Genomic DNA, 20,645 nt, shown 5'->3' on the forward strand with positions numbered 1-20,645 from the left:
GCTTCGTCGTGGGCGCATGATCGAGCTCAAGACCCCTGGCGAGCTCCAGGCGATGAGGGCCGCCGGTCTGGTTGTCTGGCGCACTCTTACCGCGGTGCGCGAGATCGCCAAGCCGGGGGCGACCACGGCCGATCTCGACGAACTCGCCGAGCAGACGATCCGTGACGCCGGCGCGGTGCCCTCGTTCAAGGGCTACCACGGCTTCCCGGCGTCGATCTGCGCTTCGGTGAACGAGCAGATCGTCCACGGCATCCCGTCGAAGACGCAGGTCCTCAACGACGGCGACATCATCTCCGTGGACTGCGGCGCCATCCTCGACGGCTGGCACGGCGACTCCGCGGTCACGCTCGCGATCGGTGAGGTGTCGAAGGCGGATCTCGCGCTCTCGGCGGCCACCGAGGCCGCGATGTGGGCCGGGATCGCCGCGGTGTCGTCGGGCGGCAGGCTCACGGATATCTCGCATGCGGTGCAGACGGCCGCCGAGAAGGCGAGCCGGGAAGACGGCATCGAGTACGGGATGATCGTCGAGTACGGCGGTCACGGGATCGGGCGCCAGATGCATATGGACCCGTTCCTGCCGAACCTGGGCAAACCGGGCAAGGGGCCGCGGCTCAAGACCGGTATGGCGCTCGCGATCGAGCCCATGCTGACCGGTGGCGGCGGGGAGACCGTCGAGCTCGAGGACGGGTGGACCGTCGTGACCGCGGACGGCTCGCGCGCCGCGCACTGGGAGCACACCGTCGCCATCACCGATGACGGCCCGTGGGTGCTGACCGCCCCCGAAGACGCCTGACCTCACCTCTCACCCGTCGGACCGCGTTTAGCCCGCTAAAGGCGAACGCGCGTCCGGAGCGCGGTTAGCCCGCGAAACGCGAGTCGGCCCGCCGTCGGCGCAGTGCCCAGGCCTGCCCGTCGGCGCGCTCGCCCGCTGCCCCCATCGGGTAGACCTCGGCCGCCAAGCGCGCCAGGTCACGGCCGCACCGGAGCGCGTTTAGCCCGCTAAACGCAGGTCGACGGGGGCGTACGATGGGGAGGTCGCATCAGGCGGGCTCAGGGGTCACCTAACACAGTCACCCCCCGTTTGGGGCTCACGACACGGGTTGCGTACACTGTCAAGTCGGTGTACTCATCGCGCCCGGATCCTGCGCGCTCGTGAATTCTCGCGAACGGACATTGGAGCCGGGTAGGAGTGTGCCGATGCACCACCCAGCCAAGCACTCAAGCTCTGACTGATAACACAGCGTAGCGACAGGAAATGCGGAGGACATGGGCAAGAAAGACGGGGCCATCGAGGTCGAAGGCCGCGTAGTCGAGCCGCTCCCCAACGCGATGTTCCGCGTCGAGTTGGAGAACGGCCACAAGGTCCTTGCACACATCAGCGGCAAGATGCGGCAGCACTACATCCGCATCCTGCCCGAGGACAGGGTTGTCGTGGAGCTCTCGCCCTACGACTTGTCTCGTGGTCGCATCGTCTACCGCTACAAGTGATCACGACGAGTTAGCACAAGCAGGAGAGCAGGAGACGTGAAGGTCCAGCCGAGCGTCAAGAAGATCTGCGACAAGTGCAAGGTGATCCGCCGTCACGGCCGGATCATGGTGATCTGCGAGAACCTGCGGCACAAGCAGCGGCAGGGCTGATCACTCGCACTCGTACAGAGTGGATTGACGGCTACACAATCTCCCCGCACCTGCCGGGCCGTGCGAACGGCCCGGTTCACCCTCGGACTTCAGGCCGAGGCCGGGACACCCGAAGCGCAAGCCAAGGGCACGACAGGCGAGTCGGTCCCGGGACCGGACGGGGAGCAGACCTGAAGATGAATTCTATGAAGGAGCATCAACGCCAATGGCACGACTCGCTGGCGTAGACCTCCCCCGCGAAAAGCGGTTGGAGATCGCGCTGACCTACATCTACGGCATCGGCCGTACCCGCTCGAAGCAGCTCATCGCTGCCGCCGAGCTCAACGCGGACACTCGCGTCAAGGATCTGAGCGATGACGACCTCGCCAAGCTGCGGGTCTACATCGAGGAGAACTTCAAGGTCGAGGGTGACCTTCGCCGTGAGGTGAACGCCGACATCCGTCGGAAGATCGAGATCGGGTGCTACGAGGGCCTTCGCTGGCGTCGCGGACTTCCCGTCCGTGGTCAGCGCACCAAGACGAACGCCCGCACCCGTAAGGGTCCGAAGAAGACGGTCGCCGGCAAGAAGAAGGCTGGCAAGAAGTGAGCGTCCAGGGCAAGAAGGTCGTGCAGATGGGCGGCGTCCGCCGTCGTGGCTCGGCTTGTGTCTCGCCCAAGGCGCTCTACGCCCGCCCGATGGCGCTCCGCAACCTGTACACCGACGCCGGTTCCATCATCCGGCGCGGCCAGGCCGAAGCGGTCGCCGCTCACCAAGAGAACGCGCGCTAACAGGAGAACCCTCAGAACATGCCACCGAAGTCTCGTACTGCGGCGGGGGCCAAGAAGGTCCGCCGTAAGGAAAAGAAGAATGTCGCGCACGGTCACGCGCACATCAAGAGCACCTTCAACAACACCATCGTCTCGATCACGGACCCGACCGGTGCCGTGATCGCGTGGGCGTCGAGTGGTCACGTGGGCTTCAAGGGCTCGCGTAAGTCCACCCCGTTCGCCGCGCAGATGGCCGCCGAGAACGCCGCCCGCAAGGCTGCCGAGCACGGCATGAAGAAGGTCGACGTCTTCGTGAAGGGCCCGGGTTCGGGTCGCGAGACGGCGATCCGCTCGCTGCAGGCGGCCGGCCTCGAGGTCGGCACCATCCAGGACGTGACCCCGCAGCCTCACAACGGCTGCCGCCCGCCCAAGCGGCGCCGGGTCTGAGGAACGGGGAGGAGTAAGAAGAAATGGCTCGTTACACCGGCCCCGCGACGCGTATTTCGCGTCGCCTCAAGGTTGACCTCATCGGCGGCGACCAGGCTTTCGAGCGTCGCCCCTACCCGCCGGGCCAGCACGGCCGCGGGCGCATCAAGGAGTCCGAGTACCTCCTGCAGTCGCAGGAGAAGCAGAAGGCTCGCTACACCTACGGCGTTCTCGAGCGTCAGTTCGTCCGGTACTACAAGGAAGCCGTCCGGCGTCCGGGTAAGACCGGTGAGAACCTGCTGCAGATCCTCGAGTCCCGTCTGGACAACGTGATCTACCGCGCCGGCATCGCCCGCACCCGCCGTCAGGCGCGTCAGCTGGTGAGCCACGGCCACTTCCTGGTCAACGGCGTCAAGGTCAACGTCCCGTCCTACCAGGTCACGAAGTGGGACATCATCGACGTGCGGCCGAAGTCGTTCGCGATGCTGCCCTTCGTCGCGGCCAAGGAGTCGTTCGGCGAGCGTCCCGTTCCCGCGTGGCTCCAGGTCGTTCCGTCCAACCTCCGGGTGCTGGTCCACCAGCTTCCGGAGCGCGCTCAGATCGATGTTCCGGTCCAGGAACAGCTGATCGTCGAGCTCTACTCGAAGTGATCCATCATCGGGCCGGGGTTTCCCCGGCCCGATGTGGGCACGGGCGGCGGCGCCCGGAGTGCGCCGCCGCTTCGCCATCCCTTTCGGTGTCATATGGCGGGCGCCGTTTGGAAAGGAACTAGGAAAGATGCTGATTTCCCAGCGACCGGCTCTCGGCGAAGAGACGGTCAACGAGACCCGCTCCCGGTTCACCATCGAACCGCTGGAGCCCGGCTTCGGCTACACGCTCGGCAACTCGCTGCGTCGTACGCTGCTGTCGTCCATTCCGGGCGCGGCCGTGACGAGCATCCGCATCGACGGCGTGCTGCACGAGTTCACCACCGTTCCCGGGGTGAAGGAAGACGTCACCGACATCATCCTGAACCTCAAGGAACTCGTGGTCTCCTCGGAAGAGGACGAGCCGGTCACCATGTACCTGCGCAAGCAGGGCCCCGGTGAGGTCACCGCCGCCGACATCGTGCCCCCGGCCGGTGTCACCGTGCACAACCCGGATCTGCACATCGCGTCGCTGAACGGCAAGGGCAAGCTCGAGATCGAGCTCGTCGTCGAGCGCGGCCGCGGTTACGTTCCGGCCCTGCAGAACAAGCAGGCGGGCGCGGAGATCGGCCGGATCCCGGTCGACTCCATCTACTCCCCGGTGCTGAAGGTGACGTACAAGGTCGAGGCGACCCGTGTCGAGCAGCGCACCGACTTCGACAAGCTGATCCTGGACGTGGAGACGAAGCCGTCGATCACGCCGCGAGACGCCGTCGCGTCGGCCGGTAAGACGCTGGTGGAACTGTTCGGTCTCGCGCGCGAGCTGAACGTCGACGCCGAAGGCATCGAGATCGGCCCGTCGCCGCAGGAGGCGGACACCATCGCCGCCTACGCGATGCCGATCGAGGACCTGGACCTCACCGTCCGGTCGTACAACTGCCTCAAGCGCGAGGGCATCCACACCGTCGGCGAACTGGTCTCGCGCAGCGAGGCCGACCTGTTGGACATCCGCAACTTCGGTGCGAAGTCGATCGACGAGGTCAAGCTCAAGCTCGTCGGTCTCGGCCTCGCGCTGAAGGACAGCCCGCCCGGGTTCGACCCGACCGCGGCCGCGGCCAGCTACGACGGTGAAGGCTGGTCCGAGGGCGTCGACAGCATCACGGACGGAATTTCGGACAACGGCCACGACGATGGCCAGGACTACGCAGAGACGGAGCAGCTGTAAGGCCAGCTTCGGCTCCCTCACCGGTAGGGGTGGGGGAGCCCCGGCCTCCAGCTGTGAGCTGAACGAGGAGAACCGATGCCCACCCCCACAAAGGGACCCCGTCTCGGCGGGTCGCCCGCGCACGAACGGCTGATCCTGGCCAACCTGGCCACCCAGCTGTTCGAGCACGGCAAGATCACGACGACCGAGGCGAAGGCCCGGCGGGTGCGCCCGCTGGCCGAGAAGCTGATCACGAAGGCGAAGCGGGGCGACCTGCACAACCGTCGTCAGATCCAGCGCATCGTGCGCGACAAGGACGTCGTGCACAAGCTGATCGCCGAGATCGGTCCGTTCTTCGCGGAGCGTCCGGGTGGCTACACCCGGATCACCAAGACGATGGCGCGCAAGGGCGACAACGCCCCCATGGCCGTCATCGAGCTGGTTGCCGAGAAGACCGTCACCGCCGAGGCCGAGGCCGCGCGCAAGACGAAGTTCGCCAAGGACGAGCCGAAGGCTGCCGCCCCGGCCGCCGAGGAGACCACCGAGGCCCCTGAGGTTGCCGACACGGCCGCCACCGAGGCTCCGGAGGCCACCGAGGCTCCCGCCGCCGACGAGGCCGCTGAGGCCCCCGCCGCGGACGCGGACAGCAAGAAGGACTGACGTCCTGACGGCACCGAACACCCCGGACGAGCCCGCCACTCCCACTGCGGAGGGCGGGCTCGTTCGTCTGCGTCTGGATGTCTCCTACGACGGCACCGATTTCTCCGGCTGGGCGCGGCAGCCCGGACGGCGCACGGTGCAGGGCGTCCTCGAAGAGGCGCTCGCGAAGCAGCCTCCGGGAGCGTCGGTCCCGAAGTCCGTCGTCGTCGCCGGCCGCACCGATGCCGGTGTGCACGCTTCCAGCCAGGTGGTCCACGTCGACGCGTCGCCTTTAGCGGGCAAAACGCGATCCGGTCGCCTGGAACTGGACGAACAGGGCATACCGGACCTGGGGCGGATGCGTCACCGCTGGAATCGGTACCTGCCGGGCGACGTGCGGGTGCTGGATGCCCGCGTGGCGGCTCCTGGGTTCGACGCGCGGTTCTCGGCCGTGCGGCGGCACTACCTGTACCGCGTTTCGGACGCGCCTTGGGGTGTGGATCCGTTGCGGCGGCACGACACTCTGGCCTGGGGCCGTTCGCTCTCGATCGACGCGATGAACGAGGCGTCGACGGCTCTCTTGGGGCTTCAGGACTTCGCGGCCTTCTGCAAGCAGCGCGAAGGCGGGACGACCATTCGCGAGCTGCAGCGGCTCGAATGGCGGCGGACCGGACCGCACGCGGTCGAGGTCGCCGTCTCCGCTGACGCGTTCTGCCACTCGATGGTGCGCAGCCTGGTGGGGGCACTGCTCTTGGTCGGTGACGGCCGTCGTCCGCGCGATTGGCCCGGCGACGTCTTGGAGAGCCGGACGCGCGACAGCGCCGTCGCTCCCGCACACGGCCTGACGTTGGTGGCCGTCGACTACCCGCCGGACGCCGAACTCGCCGCCCGTGCCGATCAAACGCGCGCTATGCGCACTCCCTCCTGACCCGGACCCGGCGCCTTTAGCGGGCTAAACGCGCTCCGGCGGGCCTGCCAGACGGCTTCGACGATGCCCTTGAAGTCGTTCGCCAGGTCTTCCGCGGTGGCGATGACGAATCGCCATCCCTCGGCCTCCACGCGTCTTCGGCGTTTGCGGTCATAGGCTTGTTCCTTCGGTGTGTTGTGCCATCGGCCGTCGTACTCGATGGCGACTCGGAACTTCTCGTCCGCGAGGTCGAGACGAGCGAGGAAATGACCGGTCCGGGCAGTGACCTCAAGCTGAGGTGTCGCCGTGATGCCGCCGGCGGCCAGCACGATGCGGAGTTCCGATTCCGGAGGCGACTCCGCACGAGGATCCGACAGGCGTAAAGCGTGCCTGGCCAAGCGAATTCCCCGATTGCGGCGACCGTAGAACTCGCCGTTGAGGTGCAGATCGGTCAGGTTCTCGGCCCTCATGAACTGATCCAGATCCGGAACGCCGATGCGGAGCCGTCGTACCCACCCGGATTTGCGCGGAGAAAGCCGGAGCAGGAGATCCAGCGCTATTCGGCGTTTCCGTGCGATGCGAATGCCGTTCCAGGGTCTCGATTCTTCTGGCCTGACCTCTGTTCGCCGAACCTTGATGCCGACGATCGGGCCGAAGCGATTCTTCTCCGGCACGATCATCTCGACGGGATCGTTGGGTTTGGCCAGCTCGACGCCGTGAACGGTCGCGGCCGATCGCCCGGTCAGGACTGCTTCCGGAGGTGCCAGCAGTGCGGCGCCTCGGCATCGCAGCTCGTGTGTGACCTCGACGCCGGCGCGCGTGTAGACGTCCTGAAACAGCCGCCGGACGCTCGAGCCGCGCAGCTGGCTGGCCGTGATGAGACCCGCCTTGCGTGCCTCTGAGCCGCGGAAAACATCGGGGAGATGAGATGAATCGAAGGGTTTGGTCATATTGACACGGTGACCGACAAGACCGACAGCCCGCCGTCGTCACTGCTATTTCCGGGCGGTTTATCCACAGCCCCCGGCTTATCCACAGCCGACGCGATTGCCCCTTGACTGACAAACCCCACGCCCCGGATCGCGTTTAGGGGGCAAAACGCGACGCGCGGCGGGACGCGAAAGGGGGCACCGTCCGATATGGACAGTGCCCCCGCAGAGCACGATTAGCCCGCTAAAGTCGAGGCGGGCGGGTTAGTCGCCGCGGCGCACGGGGCCCAGGATCTGCTGCTCTTTCGCCGTGGTGACCAGGCGAAGCGGGCGCCAGAGGTTGCGGCCCAGGGCGACGACCTGGTCGTCCTTCAACGTCGTGAGCTGCTTCATCATCTGCGGCGGGAGCCGCCAGATCCGCGCGGCCAGTTCGGCCTGACCCGGCGGGAGCCGCTGCATCAGCACCAGGTCGGCCGCGTTCGCGGTCGCCCCGGCCTGCGGGTGCAGGTACGGCAGCACGTAGACCGTCGTCTGCCACGGCGACCGCGGCGGGAACAGGTCCTGCGGTGTCGGACCGCCGTCGGTCACGACCAGCAGCGGTGCGTCCTCGGAGGGACGCGGGAGGTCCACCGGCGACAGCCGCCGGATCTGCACCAGCGGCGAAGGCCTGCCGTTGGGCTGGTTTCCCGCGGCTTGGGGGAGCACCTGCCACGCGGCCGGACGCCCGGTCGCCACGACGACCCACGCCCCGACCGCCATCGCCCGCAACGCCACCTGGCGAGCCAGATAGAGACCACCGACCAGCACGATCCGGGTCGGTGTCGAGCGCAGCGCGGAGATCGTCAGCGGCTCGCCCTTGAGCCCGGAGCCGAGGACGATCCCGCCGCGGTCACCGGATGGGCTGATCGCGTCGAGCATCGCCGGGTCGACGGTGAATTCCGGGGCGACACCGGCGCTCTGGCCTGCGTCGCGCATGCGGGTGCTCATGCCGTGCCTCCGATCGGCAAAGTCGCGGAGAACCCGGAGATCTGCAGGCCGCGCAGCGGCGTCAGCGTCACACCCAGCCGGTCCGAGACGCCCTGCAGCCGCTGGTCGGCCGCGTCCAGTTCACGCGGGTTCCGCGCGCTCAGGCGAACGATCCCCCGCAGGCCGATCTTGCCTTCGTCCGCGGACGGCGAGATCGACATCGCGACCGTCGCCGACAGCGCGCGGACACTGGTCAGCGCGTTCAGGCTGCCGCTGATCTTGCCCTTCGGCCAGCTGGTGATCGCGTAGCTCGCGTGCCCGATGCCGGCCGCGGTGACGCCGGTCCAGCGCTCCTGCAGCCCGACCTTCCCCTGCGAACCGGCGACCGCGGTCAGTTCCGCGGCCGAAATGCTGGACCGCAGCAGCTCGTCCGGGTCCAGCGGCCGGGTCGGCACGCCCTGCGATTCCAAGGCGTTGCGCACCCGCGACAGCGCACCGATCAGCGCGCGGTGCGCACCGACGACGCCGCCGCCGCGTTCGCGGATGGCGGCCGGACACCGGCGCGGGTCGAGCCGGATGGCGACCCACGTCGTACGCCGCGCGGCGGCGGGAAGCGGGCCGAGCACCTCCATGTAGGAGCTGAGGGCGGGCGAGTCCGACGGAAGCGCGGCGCTGCCCGGGTAGCAGTGCCAGATCATCTGGATCGAGTCGAGGACCACGCCGCGGTCTTCGAGGCACGGGGCCAGCGCGGACAGCGGCAGGCTCGGCGCTCCACCCGCCTGGGTGATCAGCGCGGGCGCGGGTTCGACGAGCAGGACGGCGGTCCACGTCCCGTCGTTCCACGCGAGGCCGACCTGCTGGCGTTCGTGATCCACGCCGTGCGCGACGACCAGATCGGGAACGGCGAGGCGAAGCAGGTTCACGCGGGCGTCGTCAGGACCGGTGACGGCGTCCTCTTCGGCGGCGAGCGACTCGATGCTGCTCGGCGGAAGCGGATTCGCCACCCGATCGTGCGAACGGAACATGTACCGCATCGTGAGTCCAGCCCATTGGGTGAACCAGCGGCCGCCCCAGCGCAGGAACGCGACGATGATCGCGAGCCCGAGCACGCCGATCGCGACGTACTTCAGCTTCATGTTGATCGCGAGCAGAACGAGGCCGATCGCGAGCCCGAGCTCGAGGACGACCAGATTCGCCACGGGCAGCGGGCCGAGGTTGATCCCACCGGTCCGGCGCCGCGCGGGCGCGGCGATCCGTGTCGCCGGAGCGGGCGGAGGGCCGGACTGCGGGCCGGGGCCGCCGGACGGAGGACCGCCCGGGCCGCCTGGCCCACCGGGTCCTCCAGGACCGCCCGGACCACCAGGTCCGCCGGGTCCCTTGGGTCCTCCCGGACCACCGGGGCCACCAGGGCCGGGGCCACCGGGGCCCTGCGGTCCGCCAGGCCCTCCAGGGCCGCCTGGGCCCCCGGGGCCGCGAGGAACACCGGGACCTCCCGGGCCTCCGGCCGGGCCGCCCGGACCACCCGGTCTGCCGGGCCTTGGCGGCGGCCCCGGCGGACGACCAGGAGGTTGAGACCCCGGAGGGCCGGGCGGACGTGGAGGAGTGGTGACGGACATCCGCGCTTTCTCTTCCCCTCGTGCTTGCTGCGTACCCGGAAAGCCGGTCCCGAGGAACTTGACACTAGCTGGAGTTGGTAGAAACCCCACACCAGACGGTCCCCGTACGGCTATCCTGCGGAACCGTACCGCGACGGGGAGGACTGTAGGTCGAGAATGCCATCAACACCGACTACTAAGTCTCAAGTTCAGGCTTATCAGTTCGTTCTGCGACGGATGCAATCCGCGCTGGTCCGTCGCGACGCCGTCATGCTCCACGACCCGATGCGCACGCACACGCGGGCCACCATCGTGGGTGTCGTGCTGGCCGCGCTGGGCGTCCTGGTCTTCGTGATCTGGGGCCTGCTGAGCCCGAAGCCCTCCGTGCCGGACGCGGGCAACATCGTCATCGGCGAGCAGTCCGGAACGGTGTACGTCGTGGCCGGGAACCCGAAGAAACTGATTCCGACCTTCAACCTCGCCTCCGCGCGGCTGCTGATCATCGCGCAGTCGAAACAAGGGGCGCAGCAGGCCGGGGCCAAGCCTTCCGGACCCGCGCAGGCCTCCGAAGTGAAGAACCCCACAGTCGTTTCGGACGAACAGCTGAAGAACATTCCCCGCGGCCAGCTCATGGGCATTCCCAACGGCCCGCAGCTGATGCCGACGGACACCCAGCGCGTCTCCCCGGACTGGGGCGTGTGCGACGAGGTCATGTACGACCCGTCGGTGCCCCAGCCGGATCTCTCGAAGACGGAGACGACCGTCTACGCGGGTGTGAAGCAGCTCGGGAACCGTGAACTCGGCCAGAACGAGGCACTGCTGGCCAAGGGCGCCAACGGCCGGGAGTACCTGATCTACCGGCAGACGCCGGATCCCAACGCCCGGAACGCGAACGCGGTCAAGGCCGAGATCAAGCCCGACGCCAACGCCGTCCGTTCCGCGCTGAAGCTGTCCGATCAGCCTCGCGGTATCTCCCAGGGCCTGTTGGACGCGATCCCCGAGGTGCCGGAGCTGAAGCTCCCGGACGTCCCGGGCAAGGGCGAGAGCCCCAATTACGAGATCGAAGGCATGAAGGTCGGAGACGTCTTCTCCACCGAGCAGGCCGAGGGGCGGAAGGACTTCTACCTCATCACGAAGGAAGGGATCCAGCCCATTTCGCCGGCGGTCGCCGACATCGTGCAGACCGGGAAGAACGACGGCAGCACTTCGGTCATGTCCGTGCCACTGGGCAAGATCCGCAACCTCACGCGTGTCTCCCAGGTCGTCGAGCTCGGCGCCTACCCGCAGACCGTGCCGACGGTGCTCAACGCGACCCAGGGTTCCCGGGTCTCCTGCCTGAGCTGGTCCGTGGCGGGCGAAGGCGCCAGCCGGGACGGTCACACGGCGGTGTTCGTCGACGACAAGCTGCCGAAGGGCAGGAACGCCGACGGCTCCGCGCCCGGCGTCAAGATCGGTACCCCCGGCCCGGTCGGCGCGCCGATCAACAGCTTCTACATGGAGCCCGGCTACGCGGCCGTCGTCCAGTCGGCGACCGGCAAGGAGACCTTCGACAAGGGGCCGATCCAGCTGATCTCCGATCGAGGGATCCGTTACGGCGTGCCTGACGCCGTCACGGCTGATTCGATCGGGCTCAACAAGCGAGTGCCGGCGCCCGAGGCCATCGTCAGGATCCTGCCCACCGGCGCTTCGCTGAACACGCAGGATGTGCTCCGGACGTTCGACACGGTGCCGATCGACGACCGGGCCGGTTCGGTCGCCACGCAGTCGCAGCAGGCTCCGGCGGGTAACTGAGCGCGGGAACCCCATGGGCGGCGCGAGCGTCTCAACGCCCGAGCGGTATCGGGTGAGTGGAGGGTGCAGTGGCCGGCCTGAAGATCGACGGCAACGTCGTCGGTGACTATGCGAAGCGGGTGGACGCGGCCGCCGGAGAGCTCGACCTGGCGGCCGCGGAGGTGACCGGCGAAGGTGTCACCGTCGAGTCCCACGGCACGCTGGGGGAGGAATTGGGCCTCGGTGCGTCCTACGGGCGTGCGACCGAGGCCATCCGGCGTCAGCTGGTGGAGGGCGCGGCCGCGTTGAGGTCGGCGTCCGAGGCCCTGCACACCGTGACCGCGCGGCATGCCGGGCACGACGACGAGGCCGCGCAGATGATCAAACGCGCCGTGGAGCTCTGAACCGCATGATCGCCGAATCGGAGAACCCGACGGATTCCATCCCGCACCCGATGGCGGCCACGCGCCCGGCCGCTCCCGAGCCGCCCCCGAGCGCGTTTAGCCCGCTAAACGCGACCGGCTCGGGCGGTGAGGAGCTGGTCGAGGCCGCGGCACCGCATCTCGCCTTCGTGTCGGAGCTGGCCGGCCATCTGGGGCTGATCGATCCGGTCGAGACCTACCTGATGCCGTTGGTGGGGCGCTGGGAGGACTTGAAGGACGAGGCGGATCTCCTCCGGAAAGCGGCGAAGACCGCGGGCAACGTTTCGAAGGAACTGTCCGAGGACCTCGGGCGCCTCGACGCCGGATGGTCCGGCAAGGACGCCGACGCATTCGTCGCGTACATCGTGGACATCCACGCCGCGGGCTCCGACGTCGAAGACGCCCTCACCACGTTGGCGAGTTCGCTCGACGAGCTGGTGCTGTCGATCCGTCGCATCCTGACCGACCTCGTCGAGGTTCTCGTCGACACGGCGGAACTGACCTCCGAGACCGCGATGCTGCCGGTCGGCGGCGTCCGGCGGGCGCGAACCCAGCTGGAGGAGGCGCAGGAGTCGGCCAAGGCGCTCTTCGAAGCCGCACGCAACGTCCTCGAGGGCTTTGTACGGTTCTGCGACGGTGTCGACGATCCTGACGCCGGCTCGCGGAGTATCGAGATCGCTCACCGGTACCCGCAGGACGAGTTCAAGCTCCACGACGATTCCGAGGCGCCGGGTGCGCCGGTCCAGGAGAAGGCCGCGGCTGAGACCGACTCCGATTCCGGTGCCGCGTCCGACGACCAGTCGACGTCGCCGTCCGCGGCCGAAGGCAGGCAGACCGGATCGCAGGACCCCCTGATCGAGCAAGGGCAGGCGCTGATCCCGGAGGTCGCGCCCGTTCAGGCCGCTCCGGCTCCCGGGCCGGGTGCCGCCGGGGCCGGATCGGCGATGATGCCGATGGGGATGGCGCCCATGATGGGGATGGGTGGCATGGGTGGTGGAGGCCAGACGGCACACCAGTCCAAGACGCGGCCCGCTTCGAAGCCGTCCGATGTGGTCGGTGAACCCGGCCAGGTCGTCCCGCCCGTCATCGGCGAGGACGAGACCCCGCCGAAACCCGCTCCGAAGCCCAAGCCCGCCAAGTAGGAGCCCCAGGGGCAGAGCGACTTTCGCGGGCTAAACGCGATCTGGGCGGCTCGGTGGCGAGGCCAGGTCAGATCGCGTTTAGCCCGCGAAACGCACGTGCTACGGGGTTTTGCGGGCTGGTGAGGTGGTCGGCCGGTTGCGGCGGACCGAGTGCACCACGAACAGCGTGATGAGCAACGCCACCAGGCCCCCGCCGGTTCCGGCGAGCGCGACGATCATCGGGGCGGGGTCACGGTCGTTCGCCGGCGGCAGATTCGCGGGCAGCTGGACCGGCTTGGCCTTGTCCGCCTCCGACGGCACGATCGCCGTCAGCGCCGCGATCGGGTCGATGACGCCGAAGCCGACGAAGTTGTCCCGTCCGCCCGGCGCCGCGGGGTGCTGCGCCGTCGCCTTGATCCGGGTCATCACGTCGCGAGCCTTCAGCCCCGGGAACTTCGCCCGCACCAGAGCGGCCACGCCCGCGACGTACGGGGCGGCGAAGCTGGTCCCTTGGATCGCACCGGGCTTCCCGTTGCCTTCGATGGTCAGGTTGGCCAGGCTGCTGGAGCCCTCCGCCGGGTCCAGCGAGATGATCTTGGTGCCGGGAGCGGCGACACTGACCCACGGCCCGTGGACGCTGAATTCCGCGACACCGCCGGTGTCGTCGATCGCCGCGACCGACAACACGTCTTCGGCGAACCACGGCGGCGTGACGATCATCTTGGGGGACTTGGGGTCCGGCTGATCGTTCTGCGGGCATTTGTCACCGACGTTGCCCGCCGCCGCGACGACGACCACGTCGTGATCCACGGCGTAGTTCACCGCCGCCTGAAGCTGCTGCTCGCCCTCGGTGATGCCGCCGGTGGCCGGGCGACAGTTGTCGACCGACATGTTGATCACGTTGGCGCCCTTGTCGACGGCCCGGACCACGGCCTGCGCGAGCGTCTTCAGCGTGCCCGCGGTCTTGCCCTGTTCCTGCTGTCGGCCGCCCGTGTCCTGCCCTGGCGCGGTTCCGCCGATGGCGCCGTTCCCTCCGGCGGAGGGCGGAAGCTGCGAACCCGGATTGTTCGACGAAGCCGGCGGAGCCGAGTTGGAAGGGGAGGGCGGCGGCTCGGACTTCTTCTCCGCTTCCTCGTAGTTCTGGCTGGACTGACGGATCGACATGATCGTGGCGTCCGGCGCGACCCCTCGGAACCCGATGCTCGCGTCGGGCGGGTTCGCGGCGATGATCCCCGCCACTTCGGTGCCGTGGCCGTCGCAGTCCTCAAGCCCCGGTGCCTTGCCGCCGCCGGGTGTCGCGACGTAGTCGCCACCCGATTCGACGGGATTCTTGAAGTACGGGTGTGCGGAAACGCCGGTGTCGATCACCGCGACCTTGACGTTCGCGCCGACCGAACCGGTGGCGCCGCGCATCAGCTGGTGCACTTTTTCGATCTGCAGGTACTCCTGGCCCCACGGCCGGTTCTTGATGTCGACCTGGTCGCCGCCGAGCTTGCTGCGCTGGACGCACTCGGTCTTCTTCTCGTAGGTCTTGTCCGGCTTGCCCTCGTCGTTCGGCTTCTTGGACTTGTCCACCGGAGGCGGGGTCGCGTAGTAGCCGCCGGCGTCCGGCGCGACGCTGCTTTGCTGCGCCCACGCGGGAAGAGCCACCGACGCCGGCGAGAGAACACCGATACCGGCCGCCAGCAGCACCGTTCCGGTACGTCCGGCGAGGCCGAGGTGGCGGACGCGCGTCCCCCTGGACTTCCGCGCTACGGCCATCAGAGCATCATCCGATCGGGTCGTCACTTGAAGTTGAGTTGGCGCAGCGTGGTGTAGAGATCCATGACGCCGAGCGCCAGCGGGAGCACCGTCGCGATGAAGACGGCTTCGAAGATCTCCACGGTTCGCCGCAGCGGCGGCGAGAAGCGCTGGTTCGGGAAGATCACGCCGACCACGAGCGCGCCCGCGCCGATCAGCAGCAGCGCGCCGAACACGAACAGGACGCGGTTCAGCGGGCTCGCCGACCACATCCAGCCGAGCAGGATGCCCGCGCCGGAAACCATGCCGGTGGTCAGCAGGGCGATGGCCTGCGCGCCGTTCGCGTACGCCCGCGCACGGAGGAGCAGGACCAGCGTGGCGATCACGCCGAGGATCGGGCCGAAGATCGTCGGCGACGTCGAGGCGATGATCGCGAACAGTGCCGTGGCCGCGCCGCAACCGGTCAGCAGGCCGGTCATGTACTCGTGGGCGACCGCGGTGCGGCGCTCGATGGCGCGGTAGTCCGGGAAGCCCGAGTCTTCCTTGAGTTCTTCGGCGCTGCCGGGAACGTGCGGCGTCGGCAGGGCCGCGAGCTTGATCGTCGCACGCGGCAGGATCGAGATGCAGGCCAGCGAGAACGCGGTGGCGCCGGCGGCGACCCCGGCGATCGGGGTGTCGATCAGCGTCGCGGCCAGGAACGTCAGCGCCGAGATCGTGGCCGTCGTCGCGGCCGCGATGAAGGTGGTGATCCCGTGCCCGATGACGAGGATGCAGACCGCCGCCACGATGATCACGAGCGTGCTTCCGAGCAGCAGGTTCGCCCACAGGGACAGCCCCGGAACGATGTAGAACCCGCTGACGAACGCGAGCGGCAGACCGCCTGCCGCGGCGATCAGCACGCCGGTCGCCTCGGCCTGGTAGGCCTTGGCCAGTGTCGCGCCGATCGCGACGCACGCGATCGCGCCGACACCGCCGGCGATCGCGGCGGCGAGTGCGTTGCCGCCGTAGAAGGATCCGCTCGTGAAGAGCGCGAGGGCCGCGAAGAACAGCGCCAGACCGCCCGCGATGTGCCCGAAGCGGCGCGCCGTCTCCTTCGTCCACGGACGGAAGCTGTCCGGGGACGACTCGGCGATCGCGTCGACGACGTCGTCGTACAGCGGAGGCGGCGGGTTTTCGTTGCGCTTGCGCAGCTGAAGCAGCTCGCCGTCGACGACACCGAGGGACGCGAGGGTCCGGCTCGGGTCGAGTGGCGCGTCGCCCAGCTTCGCCAGTGCCCAGCCGCCGTGGCGGGCGCCGCCGTCCGGCGTCGCCTCCTTCGCCATCTCCAACAGCATGGGCAGCAGGTCCGCCACCGCGACGTCAGCCGGCAAAGCCACGTCGATCCGGGTGCGTGGCGCGACCACCGTCACCCTGCTGAATACCGTCGTGCCCGTTGCCACTGCCTTCCCCCTGCCCTGAGAGTCTGCTCCCGGGGGAACCTATACCGAACCCGGGTGCCCACATCATCGACTGTCGGAAAAAGACCGGCAAAAGTAAGAGGGGCAACCTCCGGAAGACCTCCGAACCCCCGCTGACCGGCTGCCGGCGCGTCGACTTTAGCGGGCTAATCGTGACGCGCCGGGAGCCTGGGCACCTGACCGGGCCCCGGCCGCCGGATCGCGATTAGGGGGCTAAACGCACGTCGGGCGTCTGGGTGCCGGATCGCAGTTAGCCCGCTAAACGCACGTCGGCGCGGGCGGAGCCCTACACTCCCGACATGCGTATGGTCCCGGTCGGGGCCGTTCTCGGCGTTGTCCGGATTTAGTCGGTCACGTTCGATAGGTTGTCTCGCGCACCAGTACGCGCACCAACGGTGGCCGCCATCGTCGAGTTTGAAGAGGGGTCCTTCGATGAGCACGCTGCAGTTCAAGAAGTCACCGCGTCTGGCGGCACCGCGCCCGCCGGGCGGCGAGGTGCATCTCGAACCGCCGCCTGAGGTGCCGCGCACCATCCCGGGCAACATCGTCATGAAGCTGCTCCCCGCGGTGATGATCGTCGCCTCCCTCGGGATGATGGTCTTCATGTTCACCACGGGTGGACGCAATCCCATGATGATGATGATGGGCGGCATGATGGTGCTCAGCACCGTCGGCATGATGGCCGGCGGCGCGGGCAAGGGCGGCGGCGCCAAAAAGGCCGAGATGGACGAGGACCGCAAGGACTACCTGCGCTACCTCGGCCAGATGCGCGACAGGGCCCGTGAGGCCATGGTCGACCAGCGCGCCGCTCTCGAATGGGTCCACCCCGACCCGCAGACCATGTGGTCGCTGGCCGCGAGCCGCCGGATGTGGGAACGCCGCCAGAACGACCAGGACTTCCTCCACCTCCGCGTCGGCCGCAGCTCGCACCGTCTCGCGACGCGGCTGGTGCCGCCGCAGACCGGCCCGGTCGACGAGCTGGAGCCGATCGCCACGCTCGCCCTGCGCCGGTTCGTCCGCGCGCACTCGATCGTCCCGGATCTGCCGACCCAGATCACCCTCCGCGGGTTCGCCGCGGTCAGCATGCAGGGCGACCGCGGCCTCACCCGCGGTCTCACCCGGGCGATGCTGGCCCAGCTGGTCACCTTCCACAGCCCCGACGACGTCCTCATCGCGGTCGCGACGGCGGGCCGCGCCAAGGAGGAGTGGGAGTGGGCGAAGTGGCTGCCGCACGCCCAGCATCCGGCGCTCGCCGACGGTATCGGCCAGCTGCGGATGATGGCGGGTTCGCTCGCGCAGATCGAGCAGTGGCTCGACGAAGAACTCCGTGACCGCCAGCGGTTCTCCCGTAACGCGACGCCTGCCCCGGACCAGCCGCACGTCGTCATCATCGTCGACGACGCCGAGGTCACCCGCGAGGAGCAGATCATCCTCGAAGAGGGTCTGGTCGGCGTCACCCTGATCGACCTTTCCGACTCCATCGGCAACCTCGCGGCCCGTCGTGGTCTGCGACTGGTCGTCGAGGAAGACCGTCTGGGCGCGCGCAGCGCCGGCGGCGTCGAATGGTTCGGCCGCCCGGACACGCTCAGCGTGGTCGAGGCCGAAGCGCTGGCCCGGCTCCTCGCCCCGTACCGCGTCGGCACCGCCGCGCAGGACGCCGCCGAGGAAGAGCCGCTGCTGTCCAACCCCGGTCTGCTCGAACTGCTGGGCATCCCCGGCGACCCGATGACCTTCGACGTCCAGCAGGCCTGGCGGCCGCGCCCGGTCCGAGACCGCTACCGCGTCCCGTTCGGCGTAGGCGAGTACGGCCAGCCCGTCGAACTGGACATCAAGGAAGCCGCGATGGAGGGCATGGGCCCGCACGGCCTGTGCATCGGGGCGACCGGTTCCGGTAAGTCGGAGTTCCTCCGCACGCTGGTGCTGGGCATGCTCGCCACACATTCGTCGAGCACGCTGAACTTCGTCCTCGTCGACTTCAAGGGTGGTGCGACGTTCCTCGGTCTGGACGCCGCTCCGCACGTCTCCGCGGTCATCACCAACCTCGCGGACGAGGTCACGCTGGTCGACCGGATGAAGGACGCGCTGGCAGGCGAGATGAACAGGCGCCAGGAGGCGCTGAAGAACGGCGGTAACTTCAAGAACGTCTGGGAGTACGAGAAGGCCCGCGAGAACGGCGCCGACCTCGACCCGCTGCCCGCGCTCTTCATCGTCTGTGACGAGTTCTCCGAGCTGCTGGCCGCGAAGCCGGACTTCATCGACCTGTTCGTCGCCATCGGCCGTCTGGGCCGGTCGCTGCAGATGCACATGCTCCTCGCGTCGCAGCGGCTGGAAGAGGGCAAGCTGCGCGGTCTCGACTCGCACCTTTCCTATCGCATCGGTCTGAAGACCTTCTCCGCCGCGGAATCCCGTGCCGCGATCGGCGTGCCCGACGCGTTCGAGCTGCCGTCCGTGCCCGGTGGCGGTTACCTCAAGTACGACACCTCGACGCTGGTTCGCTTCAAGGCTTCGTACGTCTCGGGCCCGTACCGGCCCGCGGGCATTAAGGCCGCCGGCCCGGTCGCGACCGTGGTCCGCGCGGACAAGCGCCCGCAGCTGTTCGTCCCGGACTTCGTCGAACTGCCGAAGGAGCCGGAGCCGCAGCAGATCGAGGCCGCGCCGGTGGAAGAGGCGAAGTCGGAGGAGGCCGTCGAGCCCAGTGAGCTCGACGTCATCGTGTCCCGGCTGATCGGCCAGGGCCCGCCCGCGCACGAGGTCTGGCTGCCGCCGCTCAAGGAGCCGAACTCGCTCGACACCCTGCTCCCGAACCTGAACCCCACCGACGACCGCGGTCTTTCCCCGGTCGGGTTCTTCGGCAACGGACGGCTGCAGGTGCCGATGGGCATCGTCGACCGCCCGTACGAGCAGCGCCGCGACCTGCTGTGGGCCGACTTCTCCGGTGGCGCCGGGCACGGTGTGATCGTCGGCGGTCCGCAGTCGGGCAAGTCGACCATGCTCCGGACGCTGATCATGTCCATGGCGCTGACCCACACCCCCGAGGAAGCGCAGTTCTACGCGCTCGACCTCGGTGGCGGTACGTTGGCCGGTCTCCAGGGCCTGCCGCACGTCGGTGGCGTCGCCGTCGCCCGGCGCGAGCCGGACAAGGCCCGCCGGATCGTGGCCGAGCTGACCACCCTGCTCACCGAGCGGGAAGGCCGGTTCGGTGCGATGGGCATCGACTCGATGAACGAGTTCCGCAACCGGAAGCGGCGGGGCGAGATCAAGCCCGAGGAAGACGCCTTCGGTGACGCCTTCCTGATCGTCGACAACTGGAAGGCGCTGCGGGACGACTTCGACGAGCTGGAGACCTCGATCACCAAGCTCGCCACCCAGGGTCTTTCCTACGGTGTGCACGTCATCATCGCGGCGAACCGGTGGGCGGACATCCGGCCGGCGATCAAGGACATGATCGGTACCCGGTTCGAGCTCCGCCTCGGTGACCCGAGCGAGTCGGACATCGACCGCCGGGTCGCGGTGAACGTCCCGGCCGGCCGTCCCGGCCGTGGTCTCACCAGGGACAAGCTGCACCTGCTGACCGGTCTGCCCCGGATCGACGGATCGAGCAACCCGGACGACGTCGCCGCCGGTGTCGCCGACGCGGTCGCGAAGATCAAGGCCGCGTGGAAGGGCCGCCCGGCGCCGCAGGTCCGCCTGCTGCCGGAGATGGTCACCTACGACGAGGTCCTGGCCATCGACTCCAAGCGCAACACGAAGCTGGTGCCGATCGGCGTCAACGAGGAAGACCTCCAGCCGATCTATCTCGACTTCGCCGCCGATTCGCACTTCTACGCGTTCGCGGACGGCGAGTCGGGCAAGACGAACCTGCTGCGCCAGATCACCAGGGGCATCACCGAGCGGTACACGACGCAGGAAGCGGTCATCATCCTCGTCGACTACCGGCGCACGATGCTCGGTTTCGTCGGCGGGGACCAGTTGCTCGGCTACGCGGTGTCCGCCGCGCAGCTGGACAGCATGGTCAAGGACGTCCACGGGTCGATGACCCGGCGGCTCCCCGGTCCGGACGTCACGCAGGAGCAGCTGAAGACCCGGTCCTGGTGGACCGGTCCGGAACTGTTCGTCATCGTCGACGACTACGACCTGGTCGCCACGCAGACGAGCAACCCGCTGAAGCCGCTCGCGGAGTTCCTCGCGCAGGCGAAGGACGTCGGTCTGCACATCGTCGTCGTGCGCCGCAGTGGTGGCGCGAGCCGGGCGATGTTCGACCCGATCCTCGGCAAGCTCAGGGAGATCGCGGCGCCCGGTATGGTCATGAACGGCTCACGGGACGAGGGCAACCTCGTCTCCAACGTGAAGCCGAGCCAAATGCCGCCGGGACGGGGAAACCTCGTGACCCGGAAGCACGGCAAGCAGCTCATGCAGGTCTCGTGGATCCAGCCGGACTGACCTCCCGCGGAACCAGGT

At 68.6% G+C, this 20,645-nt stretch carries 19 protein-coding genes; 14 read left to right on the top strand and 5 right to left on the bottom strand.

Going from position 1 to position 20,645, the window contains the following annotated elements:
- Nucleotides 1-16 precede the first annotated feature (16 nt).
- The 10 genes from map (at nt 17) to truA (ending at nt 6,208) form a co-directional block, all read left to right on the top strand.
- Complete coding sequence (gene map / locus ACIRGA_RS03275; protein WP_400936080.1) at nt 17-793, top strand: type I methionyl aminopeptidase; 777 nt, start codon at nt 17-19, stop codon at nt 791-793.
- A gap of 473 nt (nt 794-1,266) precedes the next feature.
- Complete coding sequence (gene infA / locus ACIRGA_RS03280) at nt 1,267-1,488, top strand: translation initiation factor IF-1 (protein WP_005166804.1); 222 nt, start codon at nt 1,267-1,269, stop codon at nt 1,486-1,488.
- A gap of 36 nt (nt 1,489-1,524) precedes the next feature.
- Nucleotides 1,525-1,638, top strand: a complete 114-nt coding sequence (gene rpmJ, locus ACIRGA_RS03285) for a 50S ribosomal protein L36 (RefSeq protein WP_004558882.1) — start codon at nt 1,525-1,527, stop codon at nt 1,636-1,638.
- A gap of 205 nt (nt 1,639-1,843) precedes the next feature.
- The gene (gene rpsM / locus ACIRGA_RS03290; RefSeq protein WP_005166805.1) at nt 1,844-2,224 is read left to right on the top strand and encodes a 30S ribosomal protein S13; all 381 of its coding nucleotides are present in this window, start codon (nt 1,844-1,846) and stop codon (nt 2,222-2,224) included.
- Complete coding sequence (locus ACIRGA_RS03295) at nt 2,221-2,406, top strand: hypothetical protein (RefSeq protein WP_034304268.1); 186 nt, start codon at nt 2,221-2,223, stop codon at nt 2,404-2,406. Before rpsM ends, ACIRGA_RS03295 begins: the two co-directional genes overlap by 4 nt.
- 18 nt (nt 2,407-2,424) lie before the next feature.
- Nucleotides 2,425-2,832 (top strand): 30S ribosomal protein S11, encoded by a 408-nt coding sequence (gene rpsK / locus ACIRGA_RS03300; RefSeq protein WP_004558885.1) that lies wholly within the window; start codon nt 2,425-2,427, stop codon nt 2,830-2,832.
- A 23-nt stretch (nt 2,833-2,855) separates the two neighbouring features.
- Entirely contained in the window at nt 2,856-3,461 is a 606-nt protein-coding gene (gene rpsD, locus ACIRGA_RS03305) for a 30S ribosomal protein S4 (RefSeq protein WP_007031054.1), read from the top strand.
- 127 nt (nt 3,462-3,588) lie between these two features.
- Nucleotides 3,589-4,662: a DNA-directed RNA polymerase subunit alpha gene (locus ACIRGA_RS03310; RefSeq protein ID WP_005166811.1), complete on the top strand. Its 1,074-nt coding sequence runs from the start codon at nt 3,589-3,591 to the stop codon at nt 4,660-4,662.
- Nucleotides 4,663-4,737: 75 nt separating this feature from the next.
- Nucleotides 4,738-5,301 (top strand): 50S ribosomal protein L17, encoded by a 564-nt coding sequence (rplQ, locus tag ACIRGA_RS03315; protein WP_020633327.1) that lies wholly within the window; start codon nt 4,738-4,740, stop codon nt 5,299-5,301.
- Nucleotides 5,302-5,374: 73 nt separating this feature from the next.
- The gene (gene truA / locus ACIRGA_RS03320) at nt 5,375-6,208 is read left to right on the top strand and encodes a tRNA pseudouridine(38-40) synthase TruA (protein WP_400936194.1); all 834 of its coding nucleotides are present in this window, start codon (nt 5,375-5,377) and stop codon (nt 6,206-6,208) included.
- On the opposite strand, the gene ACIRGA_RS03325 is transcribed toward truA, so the two are convergent.
- From ACIRGA_RS03325 to eccE, 3 genes are all read right to left on the bottom strand, one after another.
- The gene (locus tag ACIRGA_RS03325) at nt 6,178-7,137 is read right to left on the bottom strand and encodes an endonuclease domain-containing protein (RefSeq protein ID WP_400936083.1); all 960 of its coding nucleotides are present in this window, start codon (nt 7,135-7,137) and stop codon (nt 6,178-6,180) included. The genes truA and ACIRGA_RS03325 overlap by 31 nt on opposite strands.
- Nucleotides 7,138-7,380: 243 nt before the next feature.
- On the bottom strand, nt 7,381-8,103 hold the full coding sequence (locus tag ACIRGA_RS03330) for a hypothetical protein (protein ID WP_007031058.1): 723 nt from the start codon (nt 8,101-8,103) through the stop codon (nt 7,381-7,383).
- Complete coding sequence (eccE, locus tag ACIRGA_RS03335) at nt 8,100-9,281, bottom strand: type VII secretion protein EccE (RefSeq protein WP_400936085.1); 1,182 nt, start codon at nt 9,279-9,281, stop codon at nt 8,100-8,102. Before eccE ends, ACIRGA_RS03330 begins: the two co-directional genes overlap by 4 nt.
- Before the next feature lie 573 nt (nt 9,282-9,854).
- Between eccE and eccB the strand changes: the two genes are divergently transcribed.
- From eccB to ACIRGA_RS03350, 3 genes are all read left to right on the top strand, one after another.
- The gene (gene eccB, locus ACIRGA_RS03340; protein ID WP_400936087.1) at nt 9,855-11,468 is read left to right on the top strand and encodes a type VII secretion protein EccB; all 1,614 of its coding nucleotides are present in this window, start codon (nt 9,855-9,857) and stop codon (nt 11,466-11,468) included.
- Between the two features lie 68 nt (nt 11,469-11,536).
- Nucleotides 11,537-11,851, top strand: a complete 315-nt coding sequence (locus ACIRGA_RS03345) for a hypothetical protein (protein WP_400936089.1) — start codon at nt 11,537-11,539, stop codon at nt 11,849-11,851.
- A gap of 5 nt (nt 11,852-11,856) precedes the next feature.
- Nucleotides 11,857-13,011 carry a WXG100 family type VII secretion target gene (locus ACIRGA_RS03350; protein WP_400936091.1) on the top strand — a complete coding sequence of 385 codons (1,155 nt, stop codon included), beginning with the start codon at nt 11,857-11,859 and terminating at the stop codon, nt 13,009-13,011.
- 99 nt (nt 13,012-13,110) lie between these two features.
- Here the strand turns inward: ACIRGA_RS03350 and mycP are convergent, their stop codons facing one another.
- Nucleotides 13,111-14,751 (bottom strand): type VII secretion-associated serine protease mycosin, encoded by a 1,641-nt coding sequence (mycP, locus tag ACIRGA_RS03355; protein WP_400936093.1) that lies wholly within the window; start codon nt 14,749-14,751, stop codon nt 13,111-13,113.
- A gap of 23 nt (nt 14,752-14,774) precedes the next feature.
- The gene (eccD, locus tag ACIRGA_RS03360; RefSeq protein WP_400936195.1) at nt 14,775-16,139 is read right to left on the bottom strand and encodes a type VII secretion integral membrane protein EccD; all 1,365 of its coding nucleotides are present in this window, start codon (nt 16,137-16,139) and stop codon (nt 14,775-14,777) included.
- 480 nt (nt 16,140-16,619) lie between these two features.
- Here eccD and eccCa point away from each other — a divergent pair, with 480 nt between their 5' ends.
- Complete coding sequence (eccCa, locus tag ACIRGA_RS03365; RefSeq protein WP_400936094.1) at nt 16,620-20,627, top strand: type VII secretion protein EccCa; 4,008 nt, start codon at nt 16,620-16,622, stop codon at nt 20,625-20,627.
- Nucleotides 20,628-20,645: the final 18 nt, after the last annotated feature.

The organism is Amycolatopsis sp. NPDC102389, from assembly GCF_044765885.1.
Classification (GTDB): Bacteria; Actinomycetota; Actinomycetes; order Mycobacteriales; family Pseudonocardiaceae; genus Amycolatopsis.

Coding starts and splice junctions, on each gene's coding strand:
- rpsD (WP_007031054.1), top strand. CDS start 2,856: ATGGCTCGTTACACCGGCCCCGCGACGCGTATTTCGCGTCGCCTCAAG.
- rpsK (WP_004558885.1), top strand. CDS start 2,425: ATGCCACCGAAGTCTCGTACTGCGGCGGGGGCCAAGAAGGTCCGCCGT.
- map (WP_400936080.1), top strand. CDS start 17: ATGATCGAGCTCAAGACCCCTGGCGAGCTCCAGGCGATGAGGGCCGCC.
- infA (WP_005166804.1), top strand. CDS start 1,267: ATGGGCAAGAAAGACGGGGCCATCGAGGTCGAAGGCCGCGTAGTCGAG.
- mycP (WP_400936093.1), bottom strand. CDS start 14,751: ATGGCCGTAGCGCGGAAGTCCAGGGGGACGCGCGTCCGCCACCTCGGC.
- ACIRGA_RS03310 (WP_005166811.1), top strand. CDS start 3,589: ATGCTGATTTCCCAGCGACCGGCTCTCGGCGAAGAGACGGTCAACGAG.
- ACIRGA_RS03350 (WP_400936091.1), top strand. CDS start 11,857: ATGATCGCCGAATCGGAGAACCCGACGGATTCCATCCCGCACCCGATG.
- eccB (WP_400936087.1), top strand. CDS start 9,855: ATGCCATCAACACCGACTACTAAGTCTCAAGTTCAGGCTTATCAGTTC.
- ACIRGA_RS03330 (WP_007031058.1), bottom strand. CDS start 8,103: ATGAGCACCCGCATGCGCGACGCAGGCCAGAGCGCCGGTGTCGCCCCG.
- rplQ (WP_020633327.1), top strand. CDS start 4,738: ATGCCCACCCCCACAAAGGGACCCCGTCTCGGCGGGTCGCCCGCGCAC.
- rpsM (WP_005166805.1), top strand. CDS start 1,844: ATGGCACGACTCGCTGGCGTAGACCTCCCCCGCGAAAAGCGGTTGGAG.
- eccCa (WP_400936094.1), top strand. CDS start 16,620: ATGAGCACGCTGCAGTTCAAGAAGTCACCGCGTCTGGCGGCACCGCGC.
- ACIRGA_RS03325 (WP_400936083.1), bottom strand. CDS start 7,137: ATGACCAAACCCTTCGATTCATCTCATCTCCCCGATGTTTTCCGCGGC.